Consider the following 26,606-nt stretch of genomic DNA (forward strand, 5'->3'; position numbering starts at 1 on the left):
AGCAAATATTCCTATTTCTTTATATGAGGCTGTCGTCGTGCAACATTTGATTTTAGTACTTACTTCGTTCTATAATCTCAATTATCTTATCTAAACTACTCACTTTAGCATCTAATTTTTCCATTGTCTCTTCATCCGGTTCCGCCTGATCAGGCACCATTACCACCTTACATCCTGCAGACTTTGCACTGCTAATTCCATTGGGGGAATCCTCTACTGCTAGACACATATCCGGATTTAATCCAAGTTCTCTACAGGCATACGCATAGACGTCTGGACTTGGCTTTCCTTCTTTAACCATTGTCGCCGATATAAACCTATCAAAGTATTCTGTAAGACCTACCATTCCCAAGTATCGCTCCGTTCTCTCTATATCTGACGCCGTAACAACTGCTGCCTGGATCCCATTTTCTCGCAAAAAAGTCAGAAGCTCTACAGCACCGGGCTTGACAGCTATCCCCTCTTCTTCGATCATTTTTTCCATAATCTCTTTTCTGTAATCTCTAATTGCATAATAATCTATATTTTCATCACCCAATAGTTCAGCCAATTTAATAGGGGCAAATGGTCTGCCAAGAGATCTCAGCGACAATGCCCCTTCGTCTGTCATTTTGTACCCAAAATGGGCCGCTGCAAGCGGCCAACATCTTCGATAATATTTTTCTGTGTCAATAATTGTTCCATCTAAATCAAATAAAACTGCTTTAATCATTATTTCCTCTCTATCCACATGCGCCCCGACTGATTGTATATAATCGTGCCCCTTGAAGAATATCCTTCTGTTAATTCTTCTTTCACTCTTATACACAGATCTCCCTTGCCTTCGATAGTCAACTTGGATGATTCCGGTACATATATTCCGGTATTATCCATAATATTTTCTCCTCTTAGCACGAGAATAACATCACAGTTTTCACCTATTTCCATACAAGGTTTACCTATTTGATCAGAGAATATTACATTTTCGAGAGTAATTCTTCCCTGATAACCTGCCTTACATTTTAAGTGCATATTACTTACAAGACCAGGAGCACCTGCAATTATTATATCCTTATAAACAACATTTTCGTCGCCCACCAATATGTCAGTAAAGCTTCCACTAATAAGACTTCTAAGTGAAACCCTTCCTGTCTTTCCACTTTCATAGACTTTCTTAATGGAGCCCGTCTGCTTCTCATTGTAATAATGTATAATCTCTTCTTTTACATCAGAATCAATACTCTCAATAAACTTTGATGATGGTTTTGCTGTATAATATCCTTGAATCAAATCCGCTCCCAGGTGAATTACTGTCCTAAGCTCATCAGAATTTTCCACTCCTTCGGCGAGCGCTACTATTCCATTATCATGGCAAAAATCTATCGTCTCCTTTACAAAATATTGCTTGTTTGGATAGTTCTGAATATCCGTCAACAGATATCGGTCTATCTTTACATAATTAGGCATATATCGTAGCAGATTTCCAACATTCGAGTAACCGGTTCCATAATCATCTAATGCTATTTCTACACCTATCTCATCAAAATGAGCTTTCATATCATTAAATGCTTGATCCTCTAATTCGGATTCCTCAGTAAGCTCCACGACAATTGAATTTGCATTTCTTCGTGATATAGCATCAATTTCTTCAAATTGTTCTTGGTTAACCAAAATTCCCGGTATGCTATTTACAAACATCTTTGTTTTGCTAAAAACATCTTTATTTTCATCCACAATTTTCAGAACATTTAAAAATGTTCTGTATTCCACTTCCGACAATCTGCCTTGCATACTGGCGAACTTGATTATCTTTATAGGTGAAATATTTAGCTCTGTAGTTGGTCTCATAAGTGCCTCATAAGAGAATATTTCACCTGTTTTAGCACTGACAATTGGTTGAAAATCATATCTGAACATGTTATTATCTATAATTTCATTAACTAATTCATATTCATTCTTTTCATCATTTGAAAGCATCTCGTAACGAATATCTGTGATAGAATATTTGCTATTAAATAAAGCTTCCATCTTTTTCTGAATATTTCTAATTACCAGTTCTTTGCGCAAGCACTCTAGTCCAACAGCAACATCTGTAACCCAAAGTCGATAGACATCATCATAGCTTCTCGGATTGTCATACGCAACAGAGGCATAGCCATAGCACTGAATTCCGCAGAACAAAGGAGTGAAATAATATACAAGCGGCTTCTTGCGTGGAAGGTATATATCTGGTAATATTTCCTTGACGCAAAATATATCACTAAGACTGGATATGCCATCTCTATTATCCGAATTATATCTGATTGCATGTATAATCTCTTCTGTATATCCGTGGTTTCCTACCGTTATCTCATAATCATCTTCCATATAGTTCCAAGGAGCACAGAGCAATAAGTTAAAACTTTCAGCTCCTTTTATCTGATATGCATAAGAATATACCGTATCCAGAAAGCCTCTTAGAGTTGTATGATTACAGAGATTCTCCTGGAAAGTATCATTTACAGAATTATATGCAGTCTCAGAAATATCCGTGGACCATTCTTCCCTTCTCGTTGAAATCTCAGGAATTGTACTCTCTTTGCACCCACAGCTCTCCCCCACAACCAAGCCTGGTTTTGCACAAAACTCATATTTATTTCTCTCTTCCTCTGACTTTAATAGAAAGTTGGCAGCATATTCTCCGCACTCTCTCGCCGGCGCCAGCGCTGATGTAATAGACTTCGGAGAATTTTGTCCCTCCTCAGTCGAATCATAACCTGCAACAGCGATATCCTCTGGAATTCTATATCCATGCTTTACTAATGAATCACACAATCCAACAGCCATCTGATCACAGGCGCATATAATCGCCTCGGGAAGTCTTCCATTTTTAGCAAGCATGATATCTATATACTGTTCCCCACTTGTATACCAAAAATCTCCATGGTGAATCCACTTTTCATCTACCTCAAGGCCGTGGGCTTCCATAGAATCTCTAAACGCCTGCAATCTCTGTTTGGAATGAGGATGCCACTTTTTCCCGGAGAGAAATCCAATTTCCTTATAGCCGTGCACCTCAATCATGTGATCGACAACAATCTTCATTCCATAATATCCATCAGTCCCTATGCACTTATAGACATCACTTTCTCCCTCAATAACAATCACTGGGCCATCATAATTCTCTCGTATTTTTTCTTCTAGCGCATCGGCCACGTTTATAGTTTGAATGCTATCTTTAAGAAAAACTATTCCATCAAAAATAGAATAGTTCACCAAATTAAAAATATTCGAATCTCCCTTTTCTCTTATCTCTGAGTCTTGATACTTTCTGTACATAGAAAATACACAGACATCCACATCTGCTCCGAATGTCTGTGTCAAGAAACCTTCTAAAAAATGTCTCTGATAACTCTCATCGGCTTGCCCAACCAAGCACGCAAATCTTTTTCTATTACTCTTTTCCATACATTCTTCCTCTTATCCTTTTAACATGTGCCCACAATATATACTACTATTATACATTATTTAGCATACTTTGTAAAGGAAATGAACATACTATTAATCCGAGAAAAATGTTCCGAAAACTTTATTTACTCACTTCCAAAGAACTGACATATTGCCTTCGCTGCAGCCTCATTAATCTCCGGAATTTGCTTCAACTCTTCTATTGACGCTGACTTAATTGCCTCGATGGACTCAAAATTTCTCATGAGCGCCTTACGTCTAACTGCTCCAATTCCAGGGATATCATCTAAAACAGAGTGAACTTGCTTCTTTCCTCTAATCTGCTTGTGATATTCTATGGCAAATCGATGAGTTTCATCTTGTATCCTGGTTATCAGGCGAAATCCCTGACTGTGTGTATCAATTGGAAGCTCTACATTCTCAAAGTACAAACCTCTGGTTCTGTGCCTATCATCCTTGACCATTCCACAAACCGGAATATTGATACCGAGACTGTCAAGAACCATCTTACAAACGTTAACCTGTCCCTTTCCACCATCCATAAATATAATACTTGGGAACTGTTTAAATGCATCATTTTCTGATAATCCCTCTCGCATTCCATGTGTAAAGCGCCTTGTCAAAAGTTCTTCCATAGAATGATAGTCATCGGGTCCAGTCACAGATTTAATCCTAAATTTTCTGTAGTTGTTCTTTTTGGGCCGACCATTTTCAAAAACAACCATGGAACCCACCGTCTCAAAGCCATTAATATTGGAAATATCATAGGACTCAATTCGTATTATATTATCGATGCCGAGAATTCCCTCGATTTCCTCCACTGCACCTATCGTCCTAGCTCTATCTGCAGCCAATCTCTCCTTGTCCTGTGTCAAAATCATCGTGGCATTGCGCTTTGCCAAATCAAGGAGTTTGCCCTTCTGCCCACGCTTTGGTTGTTTGAACTGGACTTTTCCTCCCCTTTTCACTTCGAGCCAATCCGCCAAAAACTCCATATCATCGGGTTCTGTCTCCGCCCATATTTCCTTTGGTATATACGGTGTTCCGGCATACATTTGTTTGATAAATGCTCCGAGAATATGACTCTCTGACTCATCAGAAACTCCCGTGAGAAAATAGTGCTCACGTCCGATAAGTCTACCTCCACGGATAAAGAATACCTGAACAACCGCATCGTCCTCATTGGTTGCTATGGCGATAATATCCCTCTCGCCCTCATCACTCGAGGTAATCTTCTGCCTCTCAGTGACGCGAGTTACACTATTAATCAAATCTCTGTAAAGAGCTGCCTCCTCAAACTTCATCTCCGCAGACAAATCCATCATCTTGGTCTGGAGCTCTGCCAAAACCTCTTTGGTATCGCCTCCGAGAAACTTAAGAGCTTTGTCAAAATTCACCTTATAGTCAGCAGAGGATATATAGCCTTGGCAAGGCGCTTTACACTGTCCCATCTCATAGTAGAGACATGGACGGTCTTTGCCTATATCCCGCGGAAGATTTTTCTTGCAACTCCTGAGAGAAAAAAGTTTATTGGTTAGTTCTATCGTGTCTCGTATAGCAGCACCACTTGTAAATGGTCCAAAGTACTTAGCTCCATCTCTCTTCATCTGCCTTGCCAACATAAGTCTTGGAAAATCTTCAGTTACAGTGGCCTTGAGAAAAGGATAGCCTTTCCCGTCCTTCAGCATGGTATTGTACTTGGGATTATATTCTTTGATCAGATTGCACTCCAATACGAGTGCCTCAAGTTCGCTGTCTGTGACGATGTACTCAAACCAGGCAATCTGTTGAATCATCTTCTCGATTTTAGTAGAGACATTTCTGCTCTTTTGGAAGTACTGTCTGACGCGGTTTTTGAGAACTACAGCTTTTCCAACGTATATAACGTGATCATCCCGGTCATGCATTAGATACACGCCGGGCTTATCAGGAATTTTCTTCAATTCTTCTTGAATATCAAACATCATATCACCACATATCTATCAATCACGTCCACAACTCCGTCTTCGTCGCAGTGCGGCGCGATATAGTTGGCAAATTTCTTCACCTCATCACTTGCATTATCCATAGCAACACCGAGACCGGCATATTTTATCATGGAGATATCATTAAAACCGTCTCCACAACAAATCATCTGACTTCTGGAAAGTCCCAAACGATCCAAAAGCCTTGACAAACCATAGGCCTTATCGATGCCCAAAGGCATCATCTCCACATAAAAATCCTCAGAGCGATATACACTCAAACGACCCTCAAACTCCTTGGCCCCGGCTTTCTCCACGTCCTCCATCATTGACGGATCTCCCGTCAAAAGACACTTATTGACCGGATACTTGACTTGTTGTCCAAAGTTCTCAAGCTTTGTTATCCCTATCTCCGATCCTATGGAATCTATTACTACATAGGGATCTTCTTCATTTTCGGTAATGATATTACCATTGTGATAAGACATAATCCCGGTGCCCATTTTCTTGGAAAAATCATAGATTTCACTCACGATTTTGTCGGGAAGACAAATATCATAAATCACTTCGCCCGTGGCGGCATTACTGATTTTGGCGCCATTATATGATATAATAAATCCTCCAAAATCCGTCAAACCAATTCTTCTGGCTGTAGACATGATTCCCTCAGTAGAGCGACCGGAAGCGATGGCAACCTTGATGCCATCATTCTGGATTTCAACGATTCTATCAATTGTCCTCTCGGAAATCGTCTTATCGGTTCTCATAAGTGTGCCGTCAATGTCGAGCACGAGTAATTCATATGCCATTATTCCTCGTCTTTCTTTTTATCCAGTGTTATACCAGTAGCTTCTTCGAATATAGATACAAATTCCTTACCGGTAATTGTTTCTTTCTCAACCAGGTGTGCTGCAATCTTGTGAAGCGCTTCCACATTTTCTTCTACAAGCTTATAAGCCTTGTCATAGCAATCCTGGAGAATATCCATAACTTCTTTATCTATCTCACTCTCCGTCTGATCACCGCAATTGCTCACGGCACGTCCATCCAGATATCGGCTTGTAACTGTCTCAAGTCCGATCAATCCAAACTTCTCACTCATACCATACTGAGTCACCATAGCTCTTGCAATCTTGGTTGCCTGCTCAATATCATTCGAAGCGCCGGTTGTCACGTCACCAAAGATAATCTTCTCCGCTGCCCTTCCACCGTACAAAGTGGTAATCTTGGAGATAAGTTCCTCTCTGGTTCTCAGGTACTTCTCCTCTTCCGGAACCTGCATAACATATCCGAGTGCCCCCATGGTTCTAGGTACAATAGTGATTTTCTGCACCGGTTCCGCCTTCTTTAGAAGAGTTGTTACAAGAGCATGTCCAACCTCATGATAGGCCACAATCTTCTTCTCCTCATCACCGAGGATTCGATCTTTTTTCTCTTTTCCGGCAAATACAACCTCAACTGCCTCGAACAAATCTTTCTGTCCGACTACATTTCTTCCATCCTTAACTGCCATAATAGCAGCTTCATTTACCATATTGGCAAGATCTGCACCAACAGCACCACTGGTAGCAAGGGCAATCGCCTCAAGATCAACTGTATCATCCATCAAAACGTCATGAGAATGAACCTTCAAAACAGCGATTCTTCCCTTGAGATCAGGGCGTTCAACGATAATTCGTCTGTCAAAACGTCCCGGACGAAGAAGCGCCTTGTCAAGAACTTCCGGTCTATTTGTAGCGCCGAGAATGATGATTCCCTTGGATGAATCAAATCCATCCATCTCAGACAAGAGCTGATTCAAAGTCTGCTCACGCTCATCATTTCCACCGCCGTACTGACTATCACGACTTTTACCGATGGCATCAATCTCGTCAATAAAGATTATACACGGTGCCATCTGCTGTGCCTGCTTAAAGAGATCACGCACACGAGAAGCTCCAACGCCGACGAACATTTCCACAAAATCCGAACCGGATAGGGAGAAAAATGGTACGTTAGCTTCGCCTGCTAGGGCCTTTGCCAACAAAGTCTTACCTGTACCGGGAGGTCCTACTAAGAGCGCTCCCTTAGGAAGACGAGCACCTATCTTCTTATATCTATCTGGATTCTTCAGAAAGTCAACAAGTTCGGTTATAGATTCCTTGGCCTCTTCAACCCCCGCCACATCCTTAAATGTGACACCTGTCTCCTTCTCTACGTACATCTTGGCATTGGACTTTCCAACTCCCATGATGCCACCGCCGGATTTGGAAACATTTCTGAAAAGGAACCAGAGAATTATCCACATAATGGCGAATGGTAGAACATAAGCCATCAAAAACTGTATAACTGCAGAGCTTGAATCCTCGATTTTGGCCTTAAAATCCACATTGTACTCATTCAGCATATCCTGAACAAGGGCTGTGTCCTGAATATAACCAGTATAATAAGTCACCTTGAACATGGTATTCTGTGACTGTTCTGCCCTAGGCTCAATGTATATTACATTGGAGTCAAATTCTACACTCTGAACCTTACCCTCCTTCAGCATCTCGATAAACTGCGAGTAGCTGATTTCCTTGTTGGTCCTCTTTTGCAACTCCGAATTAAGAAATACAATAACCAGCAATGCCAGCAATGCCGCCGCAACACAGATAATTATGTTGACTTTATTGTTTTTCTTATTATTATCTTGTTTGTTATCATTCATACTACTTTCCCTCCATCTAAGTTGTCCTCATAAATGATTTTATAACATAAAACAATGTTGTTTTTGTGAACTTATCTAGTTTTTTTCTCATTCTCTTAGCTTCACTTCCACTTAACTGGGCTCCACTATAACATGCCTTTTCGAAATCCCTTATAAAAGCACTCAGCTCATCTTCACTAATATCTTTCTTAACACTGGCCATGAGACGTATGCTCTCAACAGGCGTGGAAACATTGTCCAATCCGCGAATATACTTTTCATTTTTCTCACATCTGACTTGATAATATCTCACCAAGTCAATCTTGGTATCCCCGGTATGCCATCCTCTCCATCTGATATACTTTGGTTTAAAGTGCTTCCAGGCGGCTCTCACAATCCAGCCAAACAATATCGCGAATACCACATACTTCAAGGTATTTCCAACTACAAATATTCCACCACTGATTCCGTCAAGGGACACGCCGGAAGTTCCGCCCCATATGCTCTGAAGTCCTCTCCAAAAGCCACTGTCCACACTGCTCTCGGATGCTTCTAGATTAGGTGGTGTGGTATCAACCACAATCCATCCCTTTCCCTCCTGATATACTTCAACCCAGGCATGAGCATTGGCATACTCAACATTTACATCTTTAACTATAGATTGCTGAAGCTCCGAATATCCCTGATAGTAATCCTCATACTTGAGATCGGGCCTATTCTTGCCCCTCAATACATCAGGATATGTCACAACATAGCCTGATACAAACCTACAAGGAATTCCCAAACGCCTCAGAATCAGAGTAGTAGCTGTGGCGAAGTGAGTACACACTCCCCTTTTGTTCTGAGTGAGAAAGTACTCCGTAAAGTCCCACCCCGTCGGTGGATCACCCGCATTATAGCTATAGGTAAAATTATCTTCAAAATATTTATCAAGCTTTTCGATTACATTTGGATCGGTTTTTCTAAGTCCCGCATCTCTGATAGTCTCATCCAATGCCGCTATCAAGTGTTCTGAGTTTCTGACATTATAATAATACTTGGACATCATCTCCTTAGGAAGCTTAATCTCGTTAGTTAGATTAGGATAATAGGTGAACTTACGAGTCTTGGACTTACCTTTTTCATCTGTCCAATAGTTTTGGCGTGCCAATTCAGTCTTGAACTTTTTATTGTACTCCTTATCCGGGAGATCCTCGTATCCCTCATCAAAATTTCGCTCCAGACTTGGAAGTGGCCCAAGCAAATCATCCTTGCTAAAGTAGGTAAAATATGGAACAAATGAGTATTCTTCCTCCTCAGAACCATTTAACTTTATATCCATTCTCGCCTTGGCAAGCTTATCTGCAACAGGATTTTTCGACTTCTCAAACTTTTTCTTCATATTCTTGGCCTGTATCTGCATCATCTCAATCCAGTAAAGAGTGTCATACTCGGTGAGATTCTGTACCAAATCGCTCCCTCCGAGCCACTTCTCAGGTGTATATATTAGCCCTGTATAAGCCTTGAGATATATTGGCTTTCTGGTATATGGTGCCATAGTCAAGTGAAGTGCCGTTTCATGTCTTGGTTTCAAACCTCCTGCACTATATAGAAATCCACCAGACATTCCCGTATCGCTATATCCTCCACGGCCATAGCTAAAGTACTCTGCTAATCTCTTCTCCATCCTCTCCTTGTAGGAATTAATACCGATAACTCCCTTAACCATTGGAGCTGTGATGACAAAGCTAAGTGCTGTGAGAACTATCACGCTAAAGAGTATTATCATTGCCACACCATGGTACACTCTGTCATTTTGAGAATAGTTAAATCTAGGATTAACTTTCTTACTTTTCCCGACTTTCAGACCATTTTTCTTAAAAACATAGTACTTGTGTTTTTCCTTGTCATATAAAAAGTGCCTGGAATTTTTGAAAATCCATATTCCCATAAAACCTGCCGCCAGGCAGATAGTGTAGATAACCTCACCCTCTTGGCGAAAAATCTGAGGAATTATCTGAAGCGGAATGGCTATTATCATTGGCCAAAAAATAGACATGTAATTAGAAACAAAAATATTAAGTAATATCACGACAAATAGTCCGATAAAAATCATGCAAAGTAGCATCGCCAGTGACCTGTTGGCGATTTTTTCTTCAAAATCCGCTGTTGTATCAAGCCCTAAATATGTTTCTCCCAGGTGCCTGACTGTATTGATAATTGCAGCAAATCCACTGTTCACATAATCTTTGAGCTGAAAAATCAAAAAAACATATACGATGAAGAATCCGATGTATCCCACATCGCGCATCCACGGCTTTTTGAGAACATAAAGGCCACTGAAAAAGAGAGACCCCAAGGCCATAACCAGAACAAAAATCCACTCGTCAATTCGAACATTAATCGAGGTTGTAAACCCACACATAGATCCTATTACTATGAGAAAAACTATAATTCCTTTGGGCATGCAAATCAAGAATTCATTCTGTTTTTCCGCCGGTTCAGGGCATGAGACATAGACTCCCTGAGCGAGCTCGAGAGTTCTAGGTTCTTTTTTCTTTTTAAAGAGGGTAAATGTGCTCATGCCTTTCCTCCTAATTACTTGATATTATCTCAATTCCATTGTCACTAACCAAGATAAAGCCTTGGTTAAGATTTCTATTTTCAAACTGATCCCTGACATAGCCAAACTCTGATCCTGAGTGGAGAATTCTATTCATCAGGCGGTCCCACTCGTCAAAGCTTTGGGCACTTCCAAAAGCAATCTCCTTATGCCTTTTATCCCACCACCATAATTCCACGGGAACTTGGTTGCGAATTCCATTTCTCCCGAGGGTATACATATTATCGAGCGCCTCATCCACGAGTTCCGCTCTTTTTTCCAAAACTTCAAATATGATAATCATCTTCTGGGATGAACTCTGAAGGCGCTCCTTTACCATGAGTTCATCCTTTTTGGCAGATAATTTCCAATGAATATTTTTAATTGGATCTCCCTGGACATATTCTCTGACCTGACTTACATCAGAAAAATCGCTTCCTCGGAGTTTACTCTCGCTGGCCTCCTCAAATCCCACTTCATAGGCACTTTTATCCCAGTGAAATTCCTTGTTTTCAAGGGGATAGATAAAGACCTCATGCTCCTTATCAAACTTAATTACTCGTTTTCTAAGCCCAAGCAAGTCGTGCATCTCGATAGAATCTATGTGAATCTCAAACTCGCCTGCATATTGGGATTTGATCGGAAGTTTGACTCGCATGGTCCTAGAGGCCGGAATTGGCACCTCCATCTCTATCTTCTCCAACTCCCCCACAAAGGGATTTCCCACTCGAAGCCTCATGATCGCATCGATAACAGGAAATATGGATTTGTTGGTGACTCCAATCTCTATGTAGAGCTCCGTGCCCTTGCCCACCTTCTCAACGGGACTTTTGATATAAACATCAACATGTCCGCTGGTGACATTGAGCGCAAAAAGCGACACAAGTACAACAGCCACCATGGCAAATGCCAATATAAAGAAAAAGTATCCCGCAAAAAACCAACACAGAGCGAGATCTATCCCGAGTAATATCATATATTCAATTGCTCTGAGTTTTCTCACTCTGACCTCCCCCTATCTTGTTGAATTAAATATCTGCATCATACATTCATTTACATCGATTCCCTGAGCCTTGGCCTTTGGTGAAAGCTTAATTCTATGTCTCCAAACATCATAATAGACTTCCTCTATATCCTCAGGAACCACAAAATCTCTACCTCTCATTACAGCCATCGCTCTCGACATTCTCAGAAGCGCGATACTCGCTCTCGGACTTGCTCCAAGTATAATATAATTGTGATTTCGCGTAGCCTCAGTCAGACGAATAATATAATCGTATATTTCCTCAGTTACATGGCAGTTTTCCGCCTTTTGGATCAATTCTTTCCAGCGAACTTCATCCATAACTTCCGTCACTTTTGACACAGATTTGGAGCCGTCATTTTTTAGGATGTTCACAGCATCTGCGTGACTTGGATATCCCATAGAAAGACATACCATAAATCTATCGAGCTGTGACTCCGGCAACATCTGTGTTCCCGCTGATCCCACCGGATTCTCAGTAGCTATAACAGTAAATGGACTCGGCAAAATATAAGTCTTGCCGTCAACTGTCACCTTGTGTTCCTCCATCGCCTCAAGTAGCGCAGACTGCGTCTTAGGCGAAGTTCTATTAATCTCATCTGCCAGGAAAAGATTTGCAAATATTGCCCCCGGTCTGTACTCAAACTCTTTGGTCTGACTATTGAACATAGAAAATCCCACTACATCACTTGGCAACACATCCGGGGTAAACTGCATACGTCTATAGGACATACCCATAACCTTGGCAAGTGCCACTGCCAAAGTGGTCTTTCCCACTCCCGGAATATCCTCCAAGAGCACATGTCCACCGGCAAGCATAGTACAAAGCACCTTTTCGATAACATTTCTCTTGCCCTTTATCACTTTTTCTATCTCATTTATTACTCTTTCCATCCGTATTTCCTTTCTCTAACGGAGCTTCTCCGCGCACATATTATATCTCTCTTCCGCCCAATCCGTTGACGTGTGAATATTGCATATATTCTGAGTTTCATTCATAGCATTATAATACCACAAAGCGGCCTCGTTGTAATCCCCTTTTCCGTAGAAATATTCTCCAAGTTCATAACACATCTCAGATGAACCCTCTGACAACAGATCCTTTAAGCACATCTTCAGTATAGTTCCGGCATCATCCCTAATTCTTGCCGCTCTCGCCACGATGCAGGCTGCCTCCTTCACCTGTTCTATATCTCTATTCGGATCATTTACAATTTGTGTAAAATATTCCTCGGCTTCGAGAATCGCCTCGTCATCCTCCGCCATCAGAAGCTCCATGGCATACATGTGATGTAGTCGTTTTGACAGACCATTTCCTTTATTGATATACTTTTGAAATACACGAAAATCCCTGCTATTATGGTTTTCTTCCGGCATATGCATAATATCAATATCGCTGTCGTAAACCACCGGGTCAAGCCTAATCATCTCATGAATCGGTTCAATCCACACCAAATCGCGTTTTCGCTTATATAACTTTGGACGATATTCGGCATCAAAATTATATACAGTCCCCTTATCAAGTTGGTTACAATAGCGCATTTGCACTATCTCTATCTCAGGCAACAAAAGCTCCTTCAACTGCCTAAATCTCCGACGATTCACCTCATCTAATACCTCGTCAGCATCCGCACAATAGATATAATCTTTGGTCGCTTTGGAAAACGAATAATTCCTCGCCGCGCTAAAGTCATCAATCCATTCAAAATCATAGATTTTATCTGTATATCTAGCGGCAATTTCCTTGGTCTTATCAGTGGATCCCGTGTCCACAATAATAATCTCATCCATGAGGTCAGCAATGGTATCAAGACATCTTGCCAGAACATTTTCCTCATTTTTTACAATCATGCACAAACTAATCTCTATCATGCATCACGCCTCCTTTTTCTACTTCCTCAAGTCACCTGCGAACACGACAAAAATCTTGTATAATCAGCTGAATATTTTTGACTCCTCTAAACTCATTGATGTCCGGATAAAAAGCCAATCCCAGATCCACATTGTTGATCTTGCCCTCATATAAGGCATGCAACTCTGATTCTCCCCACTCCTCTTTGATAAATTCCTCAAATTCTGTGATATTTCCGAAGTAAACTGCATCCACTGATTTTCCCGATGCGTTCGCCACTCTGAGGGACAGAACATTTCTCGAGGCACCTCGAACTGCTGCCCGTAATACCTTAAAATGCTGCTCAGCAAATACCGGCTTGGGATTGCCGGTTCCAAATGGCTCCAATATATCTAGCTCCTCAATCATTTTCTCCGTAATATACTGAACCGGAAGTGGATAATCAATCTCCAATACGGGAACGAAGTCATCCTCGACGAGGCCGGAATTCGCATTTAGTCTAGCTTTGAGTTCTCCCAAATCCGCCTTTTTGATGGTCATTCCCGCCGCCATCTTGTGTCCTCCGAATCTGACCATGATATCCTTGCACTCCATGAGCTTCTCAAACATATGATATTGCTCGATAGACCTTCCAGACCCCTTTACAAGGTCATCTTCAGCATCTGTGAATACGATGACAGGATGATGAAAACGTTCCTTGATTCTCCCCGCCACGATTCCCACCAGGCTTTCATGACATCCGGGAATATAGACAACATGAACATCGTCTTCCACCAATCCCTGACTCTCCATTATTTCATATGCCAGATCAGTGGCCTCTTCTGTCATGCTCTTTCTCTTGTCATTGATGTCCTTAAGCTCTCCAGCCATCTGATTCGCCTTATCTTCATCCTCTTCAGACAATAGCTCAAACGACTTCTGAACTGTGTCAATTCGCCCAGCCGCGTTAAAACACGGTCCAATGACGAAACCGATATGATATGCCTTGATCTCTCTATTATCTATTCCCTGAGCGCGAATCAATGCCCTAATTCCTACATTTTCCGTGTGAGGAAGCTTTTTCAAACCGTGCTTTACAAGAATTCTATTCTCGCCTATTAATTCCATTACATCTGCCACGGTGGCAATCGCAGCATATTCTATGAGTTCCTGCTGCGCCTGCCTACCAATACCAAGTTTTTCATACAAAGCGCCCACCAATTGATATGTGACGCCTGCGCCGCATAGCCCTTTAAACGGATAGTTGCAATCCTCTCTCTTGGGATCAACCACTGCATCTGCCACAGGAAGACACTCTTGCACCTCATGGTGATCCGTAACTATCACCATTAACCCCTTTCCCTTGGCATATTCTACCGCTTCATTGGCAGCAATTCCATTGTCACAAGTGATGAGCACCTGCGCACCAAACTCCACCGCATCGTCCACAATCCTGGTATTCAAACCATATCCTTCTGATATCCTATCCGGCGTAAAAATCTTGTTTTCAATCCCGGCCTTTTCAAAACCTTTTTTTAATATAAAAGCGGAAAATATTCCGTCACAATCATAATCTGATCCCACCGCAATTTTCAAATCATCAGAATATCGCTCCTTGGCCTCAATTATAATATCAATAGCCTTATCCATGTCGGCAAAAAGCCAAGGCGATGACAGACTATCGAGTGTTCCATTCATAAAAGAATCTTGTTCTTCTTCTGTCAGAACTCCACGATTCACCATACACCTTGCAACCACCGGCGATATATTATACTTCCTGCTAATCGCCTCAATATCCGCTTCTTTGGCTCTAAGAATCCACTTATTTCTCAATTTAAATTCCTCACAATTTGACAAACGCACGACCTCCCTTCGGAGATCATGCGCCACATTATTAGAGCTTATCACCCATTAAATTCATTATTTATCTTCAGATGAAATATAGCTGTAAACACCCGCTGCAAGACTTCCACCAACTATTGGTCCAACAATAAATATCCATACCTGAGTCAGAGATGTTGTCTCTCCATTAATAGCCTGGATGATCGCTGGTCCAAGTGAACGAGCAGGATTTACGCTTGTTCCGGTCAATCTAATTCCCAAAAGATGAACAAGCACAAGTGCAAGTCCGATAACTATTCCGGCAACTGAACCGAACTCCGGCTTCGATGTTACACCCACAATCGCCAAAACAAATACAAATGTGAGAACCATCTCAACTAAAAGCGCAACAACCTGAGGTGTTGTGTAATTGCATGTGATAGCATCCTGAACAGCATTTCCACCCAGTGATTTGAAGTTTCCGAAGAACAATCCCACAATGAGTGAACCTACTGTCGCACCGAGAATCTGGCTAATAACATAACCACAAAACTCTGATACACTGATTTTCTTGAGAATCAACATGGCTGTAGAAACCGCCGGATTGATATGGCATCCCGAAACATTTCCAATGGAATATGCCATAGCAACGATAACCAGACCAAATGCCAGCGCCGTTGCAACGATTCCATCATTGCCTTCACAACCTGTTGCCACTGCAACTCCACATCCCAGAGTCACAAGAACCATAGTTCCTATAAACTCTGCGACAAACTTTTTCATGCTACCCATAATTAGCATCCTCCTTTGATTTAAAAAATATTATCTCCCGCCGGCCTTGGTAGCTTGACAGTGATTCCCATGCCAATTGCATTCATGCCTACATGGCATGCCACACTACAAGACAGCGGTGCATAAAACACATCATGTTCCGGAAAGGCTTCCCTGACGCACTCGTACCATTCCCTAGCATCTTCTTCCTTGTCAAATGCCCCGGCAACACCTATACTGAGGCGCTCAGCACTATACTCTCCAAACCTCTTCTCCCTGTCACTCTTGATGGCCTCTATCATTCTCTTGCGGCAAAGTTTCATACTCCTTGCCTTTGAAAATGCATCCAACTTGCCACCCTGAATAGTGAGAACCGGCTTAATATTCATAATCGCAGCTATGGCGGCACCGGCTGGTGTCACCCTTCCGCCTTTCTTCAAATAATACAAGTTGTCAACAGAAATATAAATGCTCGAATCATAAGCGGTCTTTTCAAGATATTCCTTGATTTGCTGACCATTTTCACCTTGTTCTGCCAAATACTTAGCATCCAAAACTGCATCTACCATCGTTATAGATATTCTGTGGTTGTCCACCACAAACAATTCCCCGGGAAAATCGTCCGCCAATGCAGTCGCCGTCGCACAGGATGTACTCAAACCACTTGACATAGGAATATAAACTATCTGATCAAATCCATCTCCCTTGATCTTTTCAACCATATCCATAATGGCTCCGGGAGATGGTTGAGAAGTATGTACATCTTTTTTTACCGCCAAAGCCTCGAAAAGCTTGGTATGGTTGATGTCAACCCCCTCTAGATACTCTCTCTCCTCGATCATAAGCGGCATCGGCAAGATATAGATTCCCATCTTCTCAGCGTTCTTTATATCTATTCCGCTATTTGTATCTGTTAAAATTGCAACCTTCATAATCTATCTCCTGTTTTGTATTTTCCATCGCCTCATAAAGCGGCTTATATTCTCCCCGCGCTACTCTTCTCGACGATCGTTTCCGAAGAAGAATACTGCCAGCGTACCAGGCCCCGTATGAACACCTATCGTTGCCCCTATGGTAAACATCTTAGGCTCACACTTCGGAAATGCCTGCTTAATTTGTTCAATCGTATACTGAGCCAACTCCTCCGACTCCGCCTGTGAAATATAACATAAGTCAGAGTAATCCTCGCCTCCCTCAGCGCGTTCCTTCATAATCTCTATAATTCTCTTAATACACTTTTTAGTGGTCCTTATCTTCTCCATAGGAATGAGCTTTCCATCCTTGTCAATATGAAGAAGTGGACAAATCTTGAGAGCAGAACCCACAAACCCCGCTGTCTTAGTGACTCTTCCCCCCTTGATGAGGAAAGTGAGGTCAGTTGATATAAACCAGTTCTGAATATTGTACTTGTGCTCCTCTAACCAATTATATAGCTCTTCTGCACCCATCCCTGCATCTCTTAACTCAGCCGCCTTGGCAACCAAAAGGCCAAAACCACTGGATGCACTGACAGAATCCACAATATAAATCTTATTATCCGGATATCTCTCCTCCAGCTCATTTGCTGCAATCCTCGCCGAATTAACAGTTCCTGACAATCCACCCGCCAAGCAAATGTGGATGACATCCTTGCCTTCCTTGAGAACCTCTTCAAAAAACTCCTCGTACTCGGTTGCATTTATCTGAGACGTGCGACAATCCTCGCCGTCCAGCATCCTATCATACATCTCCTGTGGTTTCATAGACTGCCACATATCATCATAATAATGCTTACCACCCAAATCAAAATGGAAATAAATATATCTAACATCTATTTCCTCTAAAAATTCTCTGTTCAGATCAGCTGACGCGCAGCACGATATTGAATAATTTCCCATTTTACATACCATTCTACAGGTAGGTGTACCTAGTATTCATAAAAACAAAATACATTCTGTGCACCTGTTAACACAGTCATTCGGTTATAAACAACAACAGATTAATTATATCAAAAAAACTTATTTAAAGCAAATCTTTTTAATGGTTGATTCACATCTAAGCTTCATCTCTTGCTATTTGATATCAAGAGTGTTAGAATATTGTTAGGAATTTGTATGAAAATAAATCACACAGGAGGATTTACTTATGAACGAAAAAGAGCTTTTGAGAAAGTATATAAACGAAAGCGATAATATCGTATTTTTTGGGGGCGCCGGAGTATCAACAGAAAGTAAAATTCCCGATTTCAGAAGTGTCGATGGCTTGTATAATCAAGAATACGACTTTCCGCCAGAGACAATTCTCAGCCATTCATTTTTCATCAGAAACACGGAAGAATTCTATAGATTCTACCGCAACAAGATGATTTTCGAAGACGCTGAACCCAATAATGCCCACAAAGCCCTTGCAAACCTGGAAAAAGCCGGCAAGTGCAAAGCAGTCATCACCCAGAACATCGACGGATTGCACCAAAAGGCAGGCAGCAAAGAAGTATTGGAATTACACGGCTCCGTCCTTCGAAACTACTGTATGTCTTGTCACAAATTCTACCCCCTCGATGAAATCACTCACTCTGAGGGCATCCCAACTTGCTCCTGCGGAGGCACAATCAAACCTGACGTGGTTTTATACGAAGAAGGACTCGACTCATATGTCCTCGACAAGGCCGTTAACTATATCAGCAACGCCGACGTCCTGATCATCGGCGGAACCAGCCTGGCAGTCTACCCTGCCGCCGGATTAATTGACTACTATCGCGGCGACAAACTCATTCTTATCAACCGCGACAAGACCAGCAGAAATGCCCATGCAAATCTAATTATTACAGACCCAATCGGTGAAGTATTAAAAGAGTGGGCATAATAATACAAACAAAAAACCGCTGATTTAGCAAATCTCCATACTTGGATTTTTCTAAATTAGCGGATTATTTATCTAATAAAAATAATGCTTAATTATATCTTCAATAGTCCTGGTCCCCAAAGGAAGCCCCGATGTTTCCTCCGTTATTATCAATTGTTCTCCCAGGAAAATACCATTTTTCTCATAGTCCCTTAATCTCTTTACAGCCTTTTCAGCATACATCGCATCATCCATAAGCCCCCTGTGCTCCCAATAATACACTCTTCTCCTCTTAACATCAAGAACAGTAAAATCAGGATAAATCGTTCCATAATTATCAAGCTTAACAGGCAATTCATATTTGTACAACAGCCCATGTTTTTTTAGCAAATTGGCGATATTTAACTCCGACTTTGACCTCACTAGCTCTCCATTATCCGTATAGAAATCCGTGTCTATAGGGTACGAATTCGTGGATGTCTTTTTCGAAACCTCTTCTAACCAAAGTTCTTTATAATCTTCATCTGAAATATCTAGGGGGGTGATTAGTTTTTTTGCTTCATCAGGTAAATTTGAATATGCACTTTGTATACTCTTGAGCGAATTAATATTATTCCTACTTACTTTTAAATATCTTATCAAACTCTCTAACTCCCTAACCACCCTATTGTCATAGCGTTTTTGCAAAAGCTCTTTGATTATCAAATCATCTTTCTTAGACATATATTTCCAACTCGATCCTGAGTTCTCCTTGAAATAATATTGATATCCATTTTTGTGAGGATTAATCTTGATCTTACCTTTCGGTGCTCCCTCAACATCCTGCCGTTTGCCTTGTAGAATCTTGTCAAGCTTTGAAATTATACTGTTATAATCCTCTATTGTCGCATCAATTCCAACGTTGTCTCTTTGAAGAATCTTCTGCAAAAACACTTCTCTTTTTTTCATATTATTCAATTCCTACCTCCTATTATATCTTATATTTTAATACTGTGGTGGTATTATATCATATAATACTGATGGCTGCAAGTCTCACGAAATAATTTACTAAAATTTCTTGTTAAAATGTGGCTCGGGGGCATGCCTATTTTACGTTTCGCGTTTTGGCATGCCCCGTTAACCCCTCCGGGCCATCTTGACCGCCCTCGGGGGCATGCCTATTTTACATTTCGCGTTTTGGCATGCCCCGTTAACCCCTCCAGGCCAGCTTGACCGTCCTCGGGGGCATGCCTATTTTACGTTTCGCGTTTTGGCATGCCCCGTCACCTCCTCCAGACCATCTTTTCCTCCCTCGGGGGCATGCCTATTTTACATTTCGCATTTTGGCATGCCCCGTCACCTCCTCCGGGCCAGCTTGACCGCCCAAGGGGGCATGCCTATTTTACGTTTCGCGTTTTGGCATGCCCCGTCACCTCCTCCAGACCATCTTTTCCTCCCTCGGGGGCATGCCTATTTTACATTTCGCATTTTGGCATGCCCCGTCACCTCCTCCGGGCCAGCTTGACCGCCCAAGGGGGCATGCCTATTTTACGTTTCGCGTTTTGGCATGCCCCGTTACCTCCTCCAGACCATCTTGACCTCCCTCGGGGGCATGCCTATTTTACGTTTCGCTTTTTGGCATGCCCCGTCAACCCCTCCAGACCATCTTGACTTCGGGGGCATGCCAATTCCCACTTTTTCAATTTTGGCATGCCCCGTCAACCCCTCCGGGCCATCTCAACTGCTCTCGGGGGCATGCCTATTTTACGTTTCGCGTTTTGGCATGCCCCGTTACCTCCTCCAGACCATCTTGACCTCCCTCGGGGGCATGCCTATTTTACGTTTCGCTTTTTGGCATGCCCCGTCAACCCCTCCAGACCATCTTGACTTCGGGGGCATGCCAATTCCCACTTTTTCAATTTTGGCATGCCCCGTCAACCCCTCCGGGCCATCTCAACTGCTCTCGGGGGCATGCCTATTTTACGTTTCGCGTTTTGGCATGCCCCTGAACCCACTTGGGAACTAAGCAAGTCGCTCCGCGGGCATGCCAATTCTCACTTTCTTCATTTTGGCATGCCCCGTTACCCCCTCCGGGCCATCTTGACCGTCCTCGGGGGCATGCCTATTTTACGTTTCGCATTTTGGCATGCCCCGTCCCCCCCCTACAGGCCATCAGCTCCTATACCCCGCACCACCAAGGGGCATGCCAAAGCATGCCCCCTAATCTGGATCACTATAGTCAATTTCATACATATTGTCTTCGAAAAAGTGGACTCTTGTCTCGTCCTCTCTCTCTAGCTTCTCCTCGAAGCCTTTCAGTGCCATGAAGGCACCAAAGATTTTGGCTCGTTCCTCTAGGGCCATCTTGGTATGGCCGTCGTCACGTGGCCAGGAGGTCAGAAGAATATCATCGTACTTTCCCATTACTAGTTTCTCCTTTTCTATGCTTTGTGGCCACCTATCTGGCGGTTGCGTTCCATGGCAGTTGCGCCTTCCTGTAGGTTGGTGCCCTTTAGGATGGCATTTTTGCCGTATTTTTTCTTTATATCAAGCATTGCTTTTTGTAATTTCTTCTCTTTATCGAGTTTCACAGTGTCAGTAAACATGTCTATTTGCTCGTATCTTGTTTCTACTATATTGTTTGCATTTACAGTGATTCGGCGGATTAATAAGTCTTTATTTACAATCCTATCAAATATGTTCATAAATGCATCGACTATCTTTTCCGTTGATGATGTGTCTGTGCCTAGATTTTCGGATCCATGCGCCGACTTTGGAACTGTTCGGCCGTAGTGATCCACAACTACTGGACCATCATAATTTCCGCTGTCTACATTGATGCGGTCATAGCCTATGAGGAGTGTTACGGAGCTTGTTGCGAGTCCTTTGTCCACCATGTCGAGGACGAGGAGTTCTGCCATTTCGCGAGTTACTATCTTGGCTTTTTCAGCTGTATAGGGTTCCATGAGGACTTGACCTGCGCCGTGGCACTTTGATTTGGGTTTATAATTCTTGATATGTTTCATCGTGCATGGTTCGTAGCCCCAGGCGTGATCCATTAGGATTTCTGCATCCACTCCAAACTGTTTGTATAGCCAATCAGGATTATGAAGCGACATCAAGGCTAGGTCGCCCATGCATTTTATTCCATTTGCTTTGAGCCGTCTTGCTATGCCGGGGCCGATGCGCCAAAAGTCTGTTATGGGTTCGTGTTCCCACAGATTCTTGCGATAGCTGAGCTCATCTAATTCGGCAATGCGCACTCCATCCTCATCAGCGGGGATATGTTTGGCAACGATATCCATGGCTACTTTGGCGAGATATATGTTTGTTCCTATTCCCGCAGTTGCAGTGATTCCTGTTCTCGTCTTGACTTCTTGTATCATCTTTCTCGTTAGTTCTCTTGCGCTCATTTTGTAGAATTTTAGATAATCAGTCACATCAATAAAAACTTCGTCAACACTGTATACACAGATGTCCTCGAAGCTTATGTAATCCATATATATATTATAAATATCTGTTGAATATTTCATATAGAGAGCCATTCGTGGCTTGGCTATGATGAATTCTACCTTTTCCCCTGTGCGAGCCTCCACAGACTCCAACTTATGATTTACCTCAAAAAGCCTACTCCTTCCAGAAAGGCCATAGGCCTTTAAGGAAGGAGTAACTGCAAGACATATAGTCTTATCTGTTCTTGAGTTATCGGCGACGACTAGATTAGTCGTCAGCGGATCGAGTCCTCTTTCCACGCATTCTACGGATGCGTAAAAAGACTTCAAATCAATCGCAACATAAATCCTATTCTGATCTATACGATTATTATCCATTAGGCTAACTTTTCTCCTACAATCATCTCATAACCTTCGAGATACTTGTCAATTGTTTTCTGTGCAATTTCTTCTGGAAGTTCCCAGTCATGCTGACCTTTGTTGGCTGTGAGCCAATCTCTTGCGAACTGCTTATCGAAAGATGGCTGGCCGTGTCCCGGCTCGTAGCCCTCTACTGGCCAAAAACGTGAGCTGTCAGGTGTAAGCATCTCGTCTCCGATTACGATTTCACCATTTTCATTTAAACCAAATTCAAACTTTGTGTCCGCGATAATGATGCCTTTTTTCTCAGCATAAGCGGAACATTTTTTATATAATTCGAGAGTGTAATCACGGAGTTTCTCGGCGTATTCCTGACCTTTTCCAGGGAATTCTTTCTCTAATACTTCAACGCTTCTCTCAAAAGAAATATTCTCATCGTGATCACCTATCTCAGCTTTTGTTGATGGAGTGTAGATTGGCTCAGGCAACTTATCTGATTCCTTGAGTCCCTCTGGAAGCTTGATTCCGCAAACTGTTCCATCTTTCTGGTAACTTGCCCAACCACTTCCTGTGATATATCCGCGTACGATACACTCTATTGGAAGCATCTTGAGCTTCTTGCACATCATGCTATTGCCATCGAACTGTGGCTGTCTGAAAAACTCAGGCATTTCATTAACATCTGTTGAAACCATATGATTGGGAACGATATCCTCTGTCATGTCAAACCAAAACTTTGACATCTGTGTAAGAACTGTTCCTTTCTTCTTGATAATGTTCTTGAGAATTACGTCATAGCAGCTGATACGATCTGTAGCCACCATCACAAGGCACTCGCCTGCATCGTAGATTTCTCTGACTTTTCCTTCTTTAATTGGTTTCATCAATCTTTCCTCCTTAAAAACTTTAAAATAAGATATGTAGTTATAGTATCATAATGCAAATTCATTTGCAAGAGCTTATTTGGTCGCGGGTGTATTTTTGAGGTTGACTATCAGCACTCCTACGCATACTAGGGCCAGTGAGACAAATATTCTCCAGTCAATCTCTCCCGACTCCTCCAGAAAAACAAAAGATAAGAGTGCGCCAAAGAGCGGATTCATAAATTTACATGTGGACACTTTCGAAACATCATTGTACTTCAATAACAAGCCCCAAATCGTATATGCCGCGGCAGAGATAAATCCCATATAAGCGAGAAGAACACCGCTAGAAAGCCCCGAAAAACTCAGTCTGCCACCGAAGACCCAACCCACTATAGCCATAATTATTCCGCCGAAGAAAAACTGGTAACCACTTAGCATTACCACGCTTGCGTCGGCGGAATATTTTTTAATAAAGCCGGAGGCAAAGGCGGAGGACAGGGCTGCTACCAGCAGGAAACCTTCGCCATTTAGGGAAAAGTCGGGATTTAGTCCGTCGGTATTTACAATTATTATCCCCAGAAAACCGATAGCAGTACCCACTATCTTTTTGGCGTTAAGTTTTTCCTGCTTGAAGCCCAGGCCACAGACAAATAAAGTTAAAAATGTTCCGGCACCGGTTATGATTGCAGACTTGACGCCTGTCGTATTTACTAATCCGGAATAGAAAAAGAAATACTGAATTATGGTTTGATAAGCACTGAGAGTGATAATCATGCGCGGATGGCTCGGAGCCACAAATCGCTTTTCTCGAATGCTCTCTATGACAATAACCATAAAGCCAGCTATCGCAAAGCGACAGCCGGCAAATAATACTCTGGAATATATGTCGTTACTATTTATTTCAAATAACCTATATCCTATCTTGATACAGGGAAATGCAGATCCCCACAACACACAGCAAAACATCGCAAGGAGTATCATCACGGGTGTTCGGGATAAATATTTACTGTTCATATTTTCCTTTCTATTTACAGTGTAATTAATGTAGCCTCGGCATTTCTTGCCATAGCCTTAAATGTATAGTTATTCTTACCTACAATCACAGCAAGGTGTGTACAACTTGTAATTGCTGAAGATCCATTTTTAAGCTTTGTGCCTGTTGAGAAAACCACAGATTTGAGGTTTGGACAACTTGATATACAAGCATATGGAAGCTTCTTGATTTTATTTCCAAAGGAAATCTTTCTAAGGGAGCTAACTCCGTGAATAGCGCGTCCTCCAAATGCTGTAACTGAATTTGGAACCTCATATACCGCCATCTTCTTCTTGGATGGGAAGCGAATAAGCTTTGTCATCGCCCCATTGTAGAGCAGACCATTTTCAACTTTAAACTTTGAGCTTCCTCCCTGGAATTCTCTGATTTTGTTGCATCCTCTGAGAGCAGAAATATCAAACTTATTGAGGGAAGAAGGTATGTGGAACACACGCAAATCAGTATTGGCAAATGCTCCTTTTCCAATCTTATTAATTCCATCTGACAAATTAGCAGTCTTGAGGGATTCGCAATCTGAAAAAGCATATGCGCTAATCTTCTTGACGCCACTTCCCACGGTCACACGAGAAAGTTTTGGCATGTTATAAAATGAACAATATCCAATCTTTCCCGAATTAATTGTAACATTTTTGACATTTGCATTATTTGCAAAGGCATAATCTCTGATACTTGTTACGCTTGATGGCACTGTAAAGCTTGCGCTCTTCTTATTCAACGGATACTGAATAAGCTTTGTCTTATTCTTATTGTAGAGCACACCGGCCTGTGAACTGTAGTTGTTGTTACCGGCCGCAACATTAATTGCTCTCAGTTTCTCGCAATTGTTGAATGCCCCCGGGTTGATTCCCTTCACACTGGACGGAATCGAGATGGAATGCATCTTTGTACAATTTCCAAAGACTTTATTACCGATATATGAAACCTTTCCGGGCAAGGATACATGCTTGATATTGGTACCTTTGAAAGCACTATTTCCGATATATTGCATGCGTTTGTTGAGTTTTAAACTTTTGAGGGTACTACCTGCAAAAGCAGAATCGCCAATTGCATATATCTTACTATTCATCTTGACAGTTTTAAGTCTCTTGCATCCTGCAAAAGCACTCGCCTTGATAATAGAAACATTCGAAGGCAATTTGAACTTCTTGAGTCCACTATTCTTAAATGTCTGCTCCGGTATATTGGTGAGTTTCTTAGGAAGTTTCACGTTCTCGAGAGATTTACATCCATAGAATATAGATTTCTTAAGTCTCGTTTTGGTCCCCTTAAATACAACCTTTTTAAGCCCTTCACAATCACTGAAAGCCCAGTCTCTAACTCGCACAACACTCGATGGAATAACTATTGATTTGAGAGATTTGGCATTTTCAAATGCAGAGCTGTCAATCTCACTGATTTTGTTACCCATACTTACTTTCTCAAGTTTATAGCAATTTCTAAATGCGTTATAACCAATGAATGTGACATTCGCCGGTAAGGATATACTCTTCAATTTAAGACAATTTGAAAATATTCCGCTTTCTATTGTCTTAAGTTTATCACTCAACTTCACCGACTTCAATCTTCCACATCCACTAAAAGCATATGTGTCTATCTTCTTTACAGAATTAGGAATGGTAATAGATGTCAGCTTGTCACTGTCACTAAAGGCGCTATAGCCTATTTTAGTAACAGTATTAGGAATTGTAATTGTAGAATACTTAGAATGATCTAGAGCATATGACTCTATTCCAACCACCTGATATCCATTCACTTCACGTGGAATATTTAAGGTATCGCCTTTCAGCTTCGAACCTGTAAGCACTGCTTTTCCATTTCTGATATCATAGGTAATATCATTTTCAGTATAGCTCTTCTCCGCATGTGCAACTCCCGGCAAAGCAATCAGCGCCGTTGCAACTAGCATAGTTGCAGCTGTAATTAGATTCTTTTTTTTCATATTATAATTCTCCTCTCGTTGAATTTGTTATTTTAATTCACATTCATTAA

At 41.8% G+C, this 26,606-nt stretch carries 20 protein-coding genes; 1 reads left to right on the forward strand and 19 read right to left on the reverse strand.

The features are described from left to right. Positions 1-52 precede the first annotated feature (52 nt). The 13 genes from L877_RS0103670 to L877_RS0103730 form a co-directional block, all read right to left on the reverse strand. Positions 53-712 (reverse strand): HAD family hydrolase, encoded by a 660-nt coding sequence (locus L877_RS0103670; RefSeq protein WP_026834938.1) that lies wholly within the window; start codon positions 710-712, stop codon positions 53-55. After that, the gene (locus L877_RS13365) at positions 712-3,426 is read right to left on the reverse strand and encodes an EAL domain-containing protein (protein WP_051437657.1); all 2,715 of its coding nucleotides are present in this window, start codon (positions 3,424-3,426) and stop codon (positions 712-714) included. Before L877_RS13365 ends, L877_RS0103670 begins: the two co-directional genes overlap by 1 nt. A gap of 125 nt (positions 3,427-3,551) precedes the next feature. Further along, on the reverse strand, positions 3,552-5,393 hold the full coding sequence (uvrC, locus tag L877_RS0103680; RefSeq protein ID WP_479723595.1) for an excinuclease ABC subunit UvrC: 1,842 nt from the start codon (positions 5,391-5,393) through the stop codon (positions 3,552-3,554). Next, entirely contained in the window at positions 5,390-6,199 is an 810-nt protein-coding gene (locus tag L877_RS0103685; RefSeq protein ID WP_026834940.1) for a Cof-type HAD-IIB family hydrolase, read from the reverse strand. The genes uvrC and L877_RS0103685 overlap by 4 nt, the downstream gene beginning before the upstream one ends. Further along, positions 6,199-8,079, reverse strand: coding sequence for an ATP-dependent zinc metalloprotease FtsH (ftsH, locus tag L877_RS12040; protein WP_084554754.1), 1,881 nt, complete (start codon positions 8,077-8,079; stop codon positions 6,199-6,201). Before ftsH ends, L877_RS0103685 begins: the two co-directional genes overlap by 1 nt. Before the next feature lie 16 nt (positions 8,080-8,095). Then, entirely contained in the window at positions 8,096-10,621 is a 2,526-nt protein-coding gene (locus tag L877_RS0103695; protein WP_026834941.1) for a transglutaminase-like domain-containing protein, read from the reverse strand. A 10-nt stretch (positions 10,622-10,631) separates the two neighbouring features. Next, a complete protein-coding gene (locus L877_RS0103700) occupies positions 10,632-11,642 on the reverse strand; it encodes a DUF58 domain-containing protein (protein ID WP_026834942.1) in 1,011 nt (336 codons plus the stop codon). A 12-nt stretch (positions 11,643-11,654) separates the two neighbouring features. Next, the gene (locus tag L877_RS0103705) at positions 11,655-12,557 is read right to left on the reverse strand and encodes an AAA family ATPase (RefSeq protein WP_034785002.1); all 903 of its coding nucleotides are present in this window, start codon (positions 12,555-12,557) and stop codon (positions 11,655-11,657) included. 15 nt (positions 12,558-12,572) lie between these two features. Next, positions 12,573-13,535 (reverse strand): glycosyltransferase family 2 protein, encoded by a 963-nt coding sequence (locus L877_RS12045; RefSeq protein WP_051437658.1) that lies wholly within the window; start codon positions 13,533-13,535, stop codon positions 12,573-12,575. Positions 13,536-13,566: 31 nt separating this feature from the next. Beyond that, positions 13,567-15,351 (reverse strand): single-stranded-DNA-specific exonuclease RecJ, encoded by a 1,785-nt coding sequence (recJ, locus tag L877_RS0103715; RefSeq protein ID WP_242837112.1) that lies wholly within the window; start codon positions 15,349-15,351, stop codon positions 13,567-13,569. A 63-nt stretch (positions 15,352-15,414) separates the two neighbouring features. Beyond that, entirely contained in the window at positions 15,415-16,107 is a 693-nt protein-coding gene (locus L877_RS0103720; RefSeq protein WP_341349126.1) for an MIP/aquaporin family protein, read from the reverse strand. Between the two features lie 20 nt (positions 16,108-16,127). After that, positions 16,128-17,018, reverse strand: a complete 891-nt coding sequence (locus L877_RS0103725; protein WP_026834946.1) for a DegV family protein — start codon at positions 17,016-17,018, stop codon at positions 16,128-16,130. 60 nt (positions 17,019-17,078) lie between these two features. Then, entirely contained in the window at positions 17,079-17,963 is an 885-nt protein-coding gene (locus L877_RS0103730) for a DegV family protein (RefSeq protein WP_026834947.1), read from the reverse strand. Positions 17,964-18,210: 247 nt separating this feature from the next. Here L877_RS0103730 and L877_RS0103735 point away from each other — a divergent pair, with 247 nt between their 5' ends. Continuing rightward, entirely contained in the window at positions 18,211-18,927 is a 717-nt protein-coding gene (locus L877_RS0103735; RefSeq protein WP_026834948.1) for an NAD-dependent protein deacylase, read from the forward strand. 72 nt (positions 18,928-18,999) lie between these two features. On the opposite strand, the gene L877_RS13370 is transcribed toward L877_RS0103735, so the two are convergent. The 6 genes from L877_RS13370 to L877_RS0103775 all read right to left on the reverse strand — a co-directional run bounded on the left by L877_RS13370 (position 19,000) and on the right by L877_RS0103775 (position 26,556). Next, a complete protein-coding gene (locus tag L877_RS13370) occupies positions 19,000-19,863 on the reverse strand; it encodes a hypothetical protein (RefSeq protein WP_051437659.1) in 864 nt (287 codons plus the stop codon). Positions 19,864-21,105: 1,242 nt separating this feature from the next. Then, complete coding sequence (locus L877_RS0103755; protein ID WP_026834949.1) at positions 21,106-21,309, reverse strand: hypothetical protein; 204 nt, start codon at positions 21,307-21,309, stop codon at positions 21,106-21,108. Between the two features lie 17 nt (positions 21,310-21,326). Continuing rightward, positions 21,327-22,715 (reverse strand): Y-family DNA polymerase, encoded by a 1,389-nt coding sequence (locus L877_RS0103760; RefSeq protein ID WP_034785005.1) that lies wholly within the window; start codon positions 22,713-22,715, stop codon positions 21,327-21,329. Further along, positions 22,715-23,581: a phosphoribosylaminoimidazolesuccinocarboxamide synthase gene (locus tag L877_RS0103765; protein WP_026834951.1), complete on the reverse strand. Its 867-nt coding sequence runs from the start codon at positions 23,579-23,581 to the stop codon at positions 22,715-22,717. The genes L877_RS0103760 and L877_RS0103765 overlap by 1 nt, the downstream gene beginning before the upstream one ends. Positions 23,582-23,656: 75 nt before the next feature. Further along, a complete protein-coding gene (locus L877_RS0103770; protein ID WP_026834952.1) occupies positions 23,657-24,577 on the reverse strand; it encodes a DMT family transporter in 921 nt (306 codons plus the stop codon). A gap of 14 nt (positions 24,578-24,591) precedes the next feature. Further along, positions 24,592-26,556 (reverse strand): leucine-rich repeat domain-containing protein, encoded by a 1,965-nt coding sequence (locus L877_RS0103775; RefSeq protein ID WP_026834953.1) that lies wholly within the window; start codon positions 26,554-26,556, stop codon positions 24,592-24,594. Positions 26,557-26,606: the final 50 nt, after the last annotated feature.

Source organism: Eubacterium xylanophilum ATCC 35991 (genome assembly GCF_000518685.1).
Lineage (GTDB): Bacteria > Bacillota > Clostridia > Lachnospirales > Lachnospiraceae > Eubacterium_F > Eubacterium_F xylanophilum.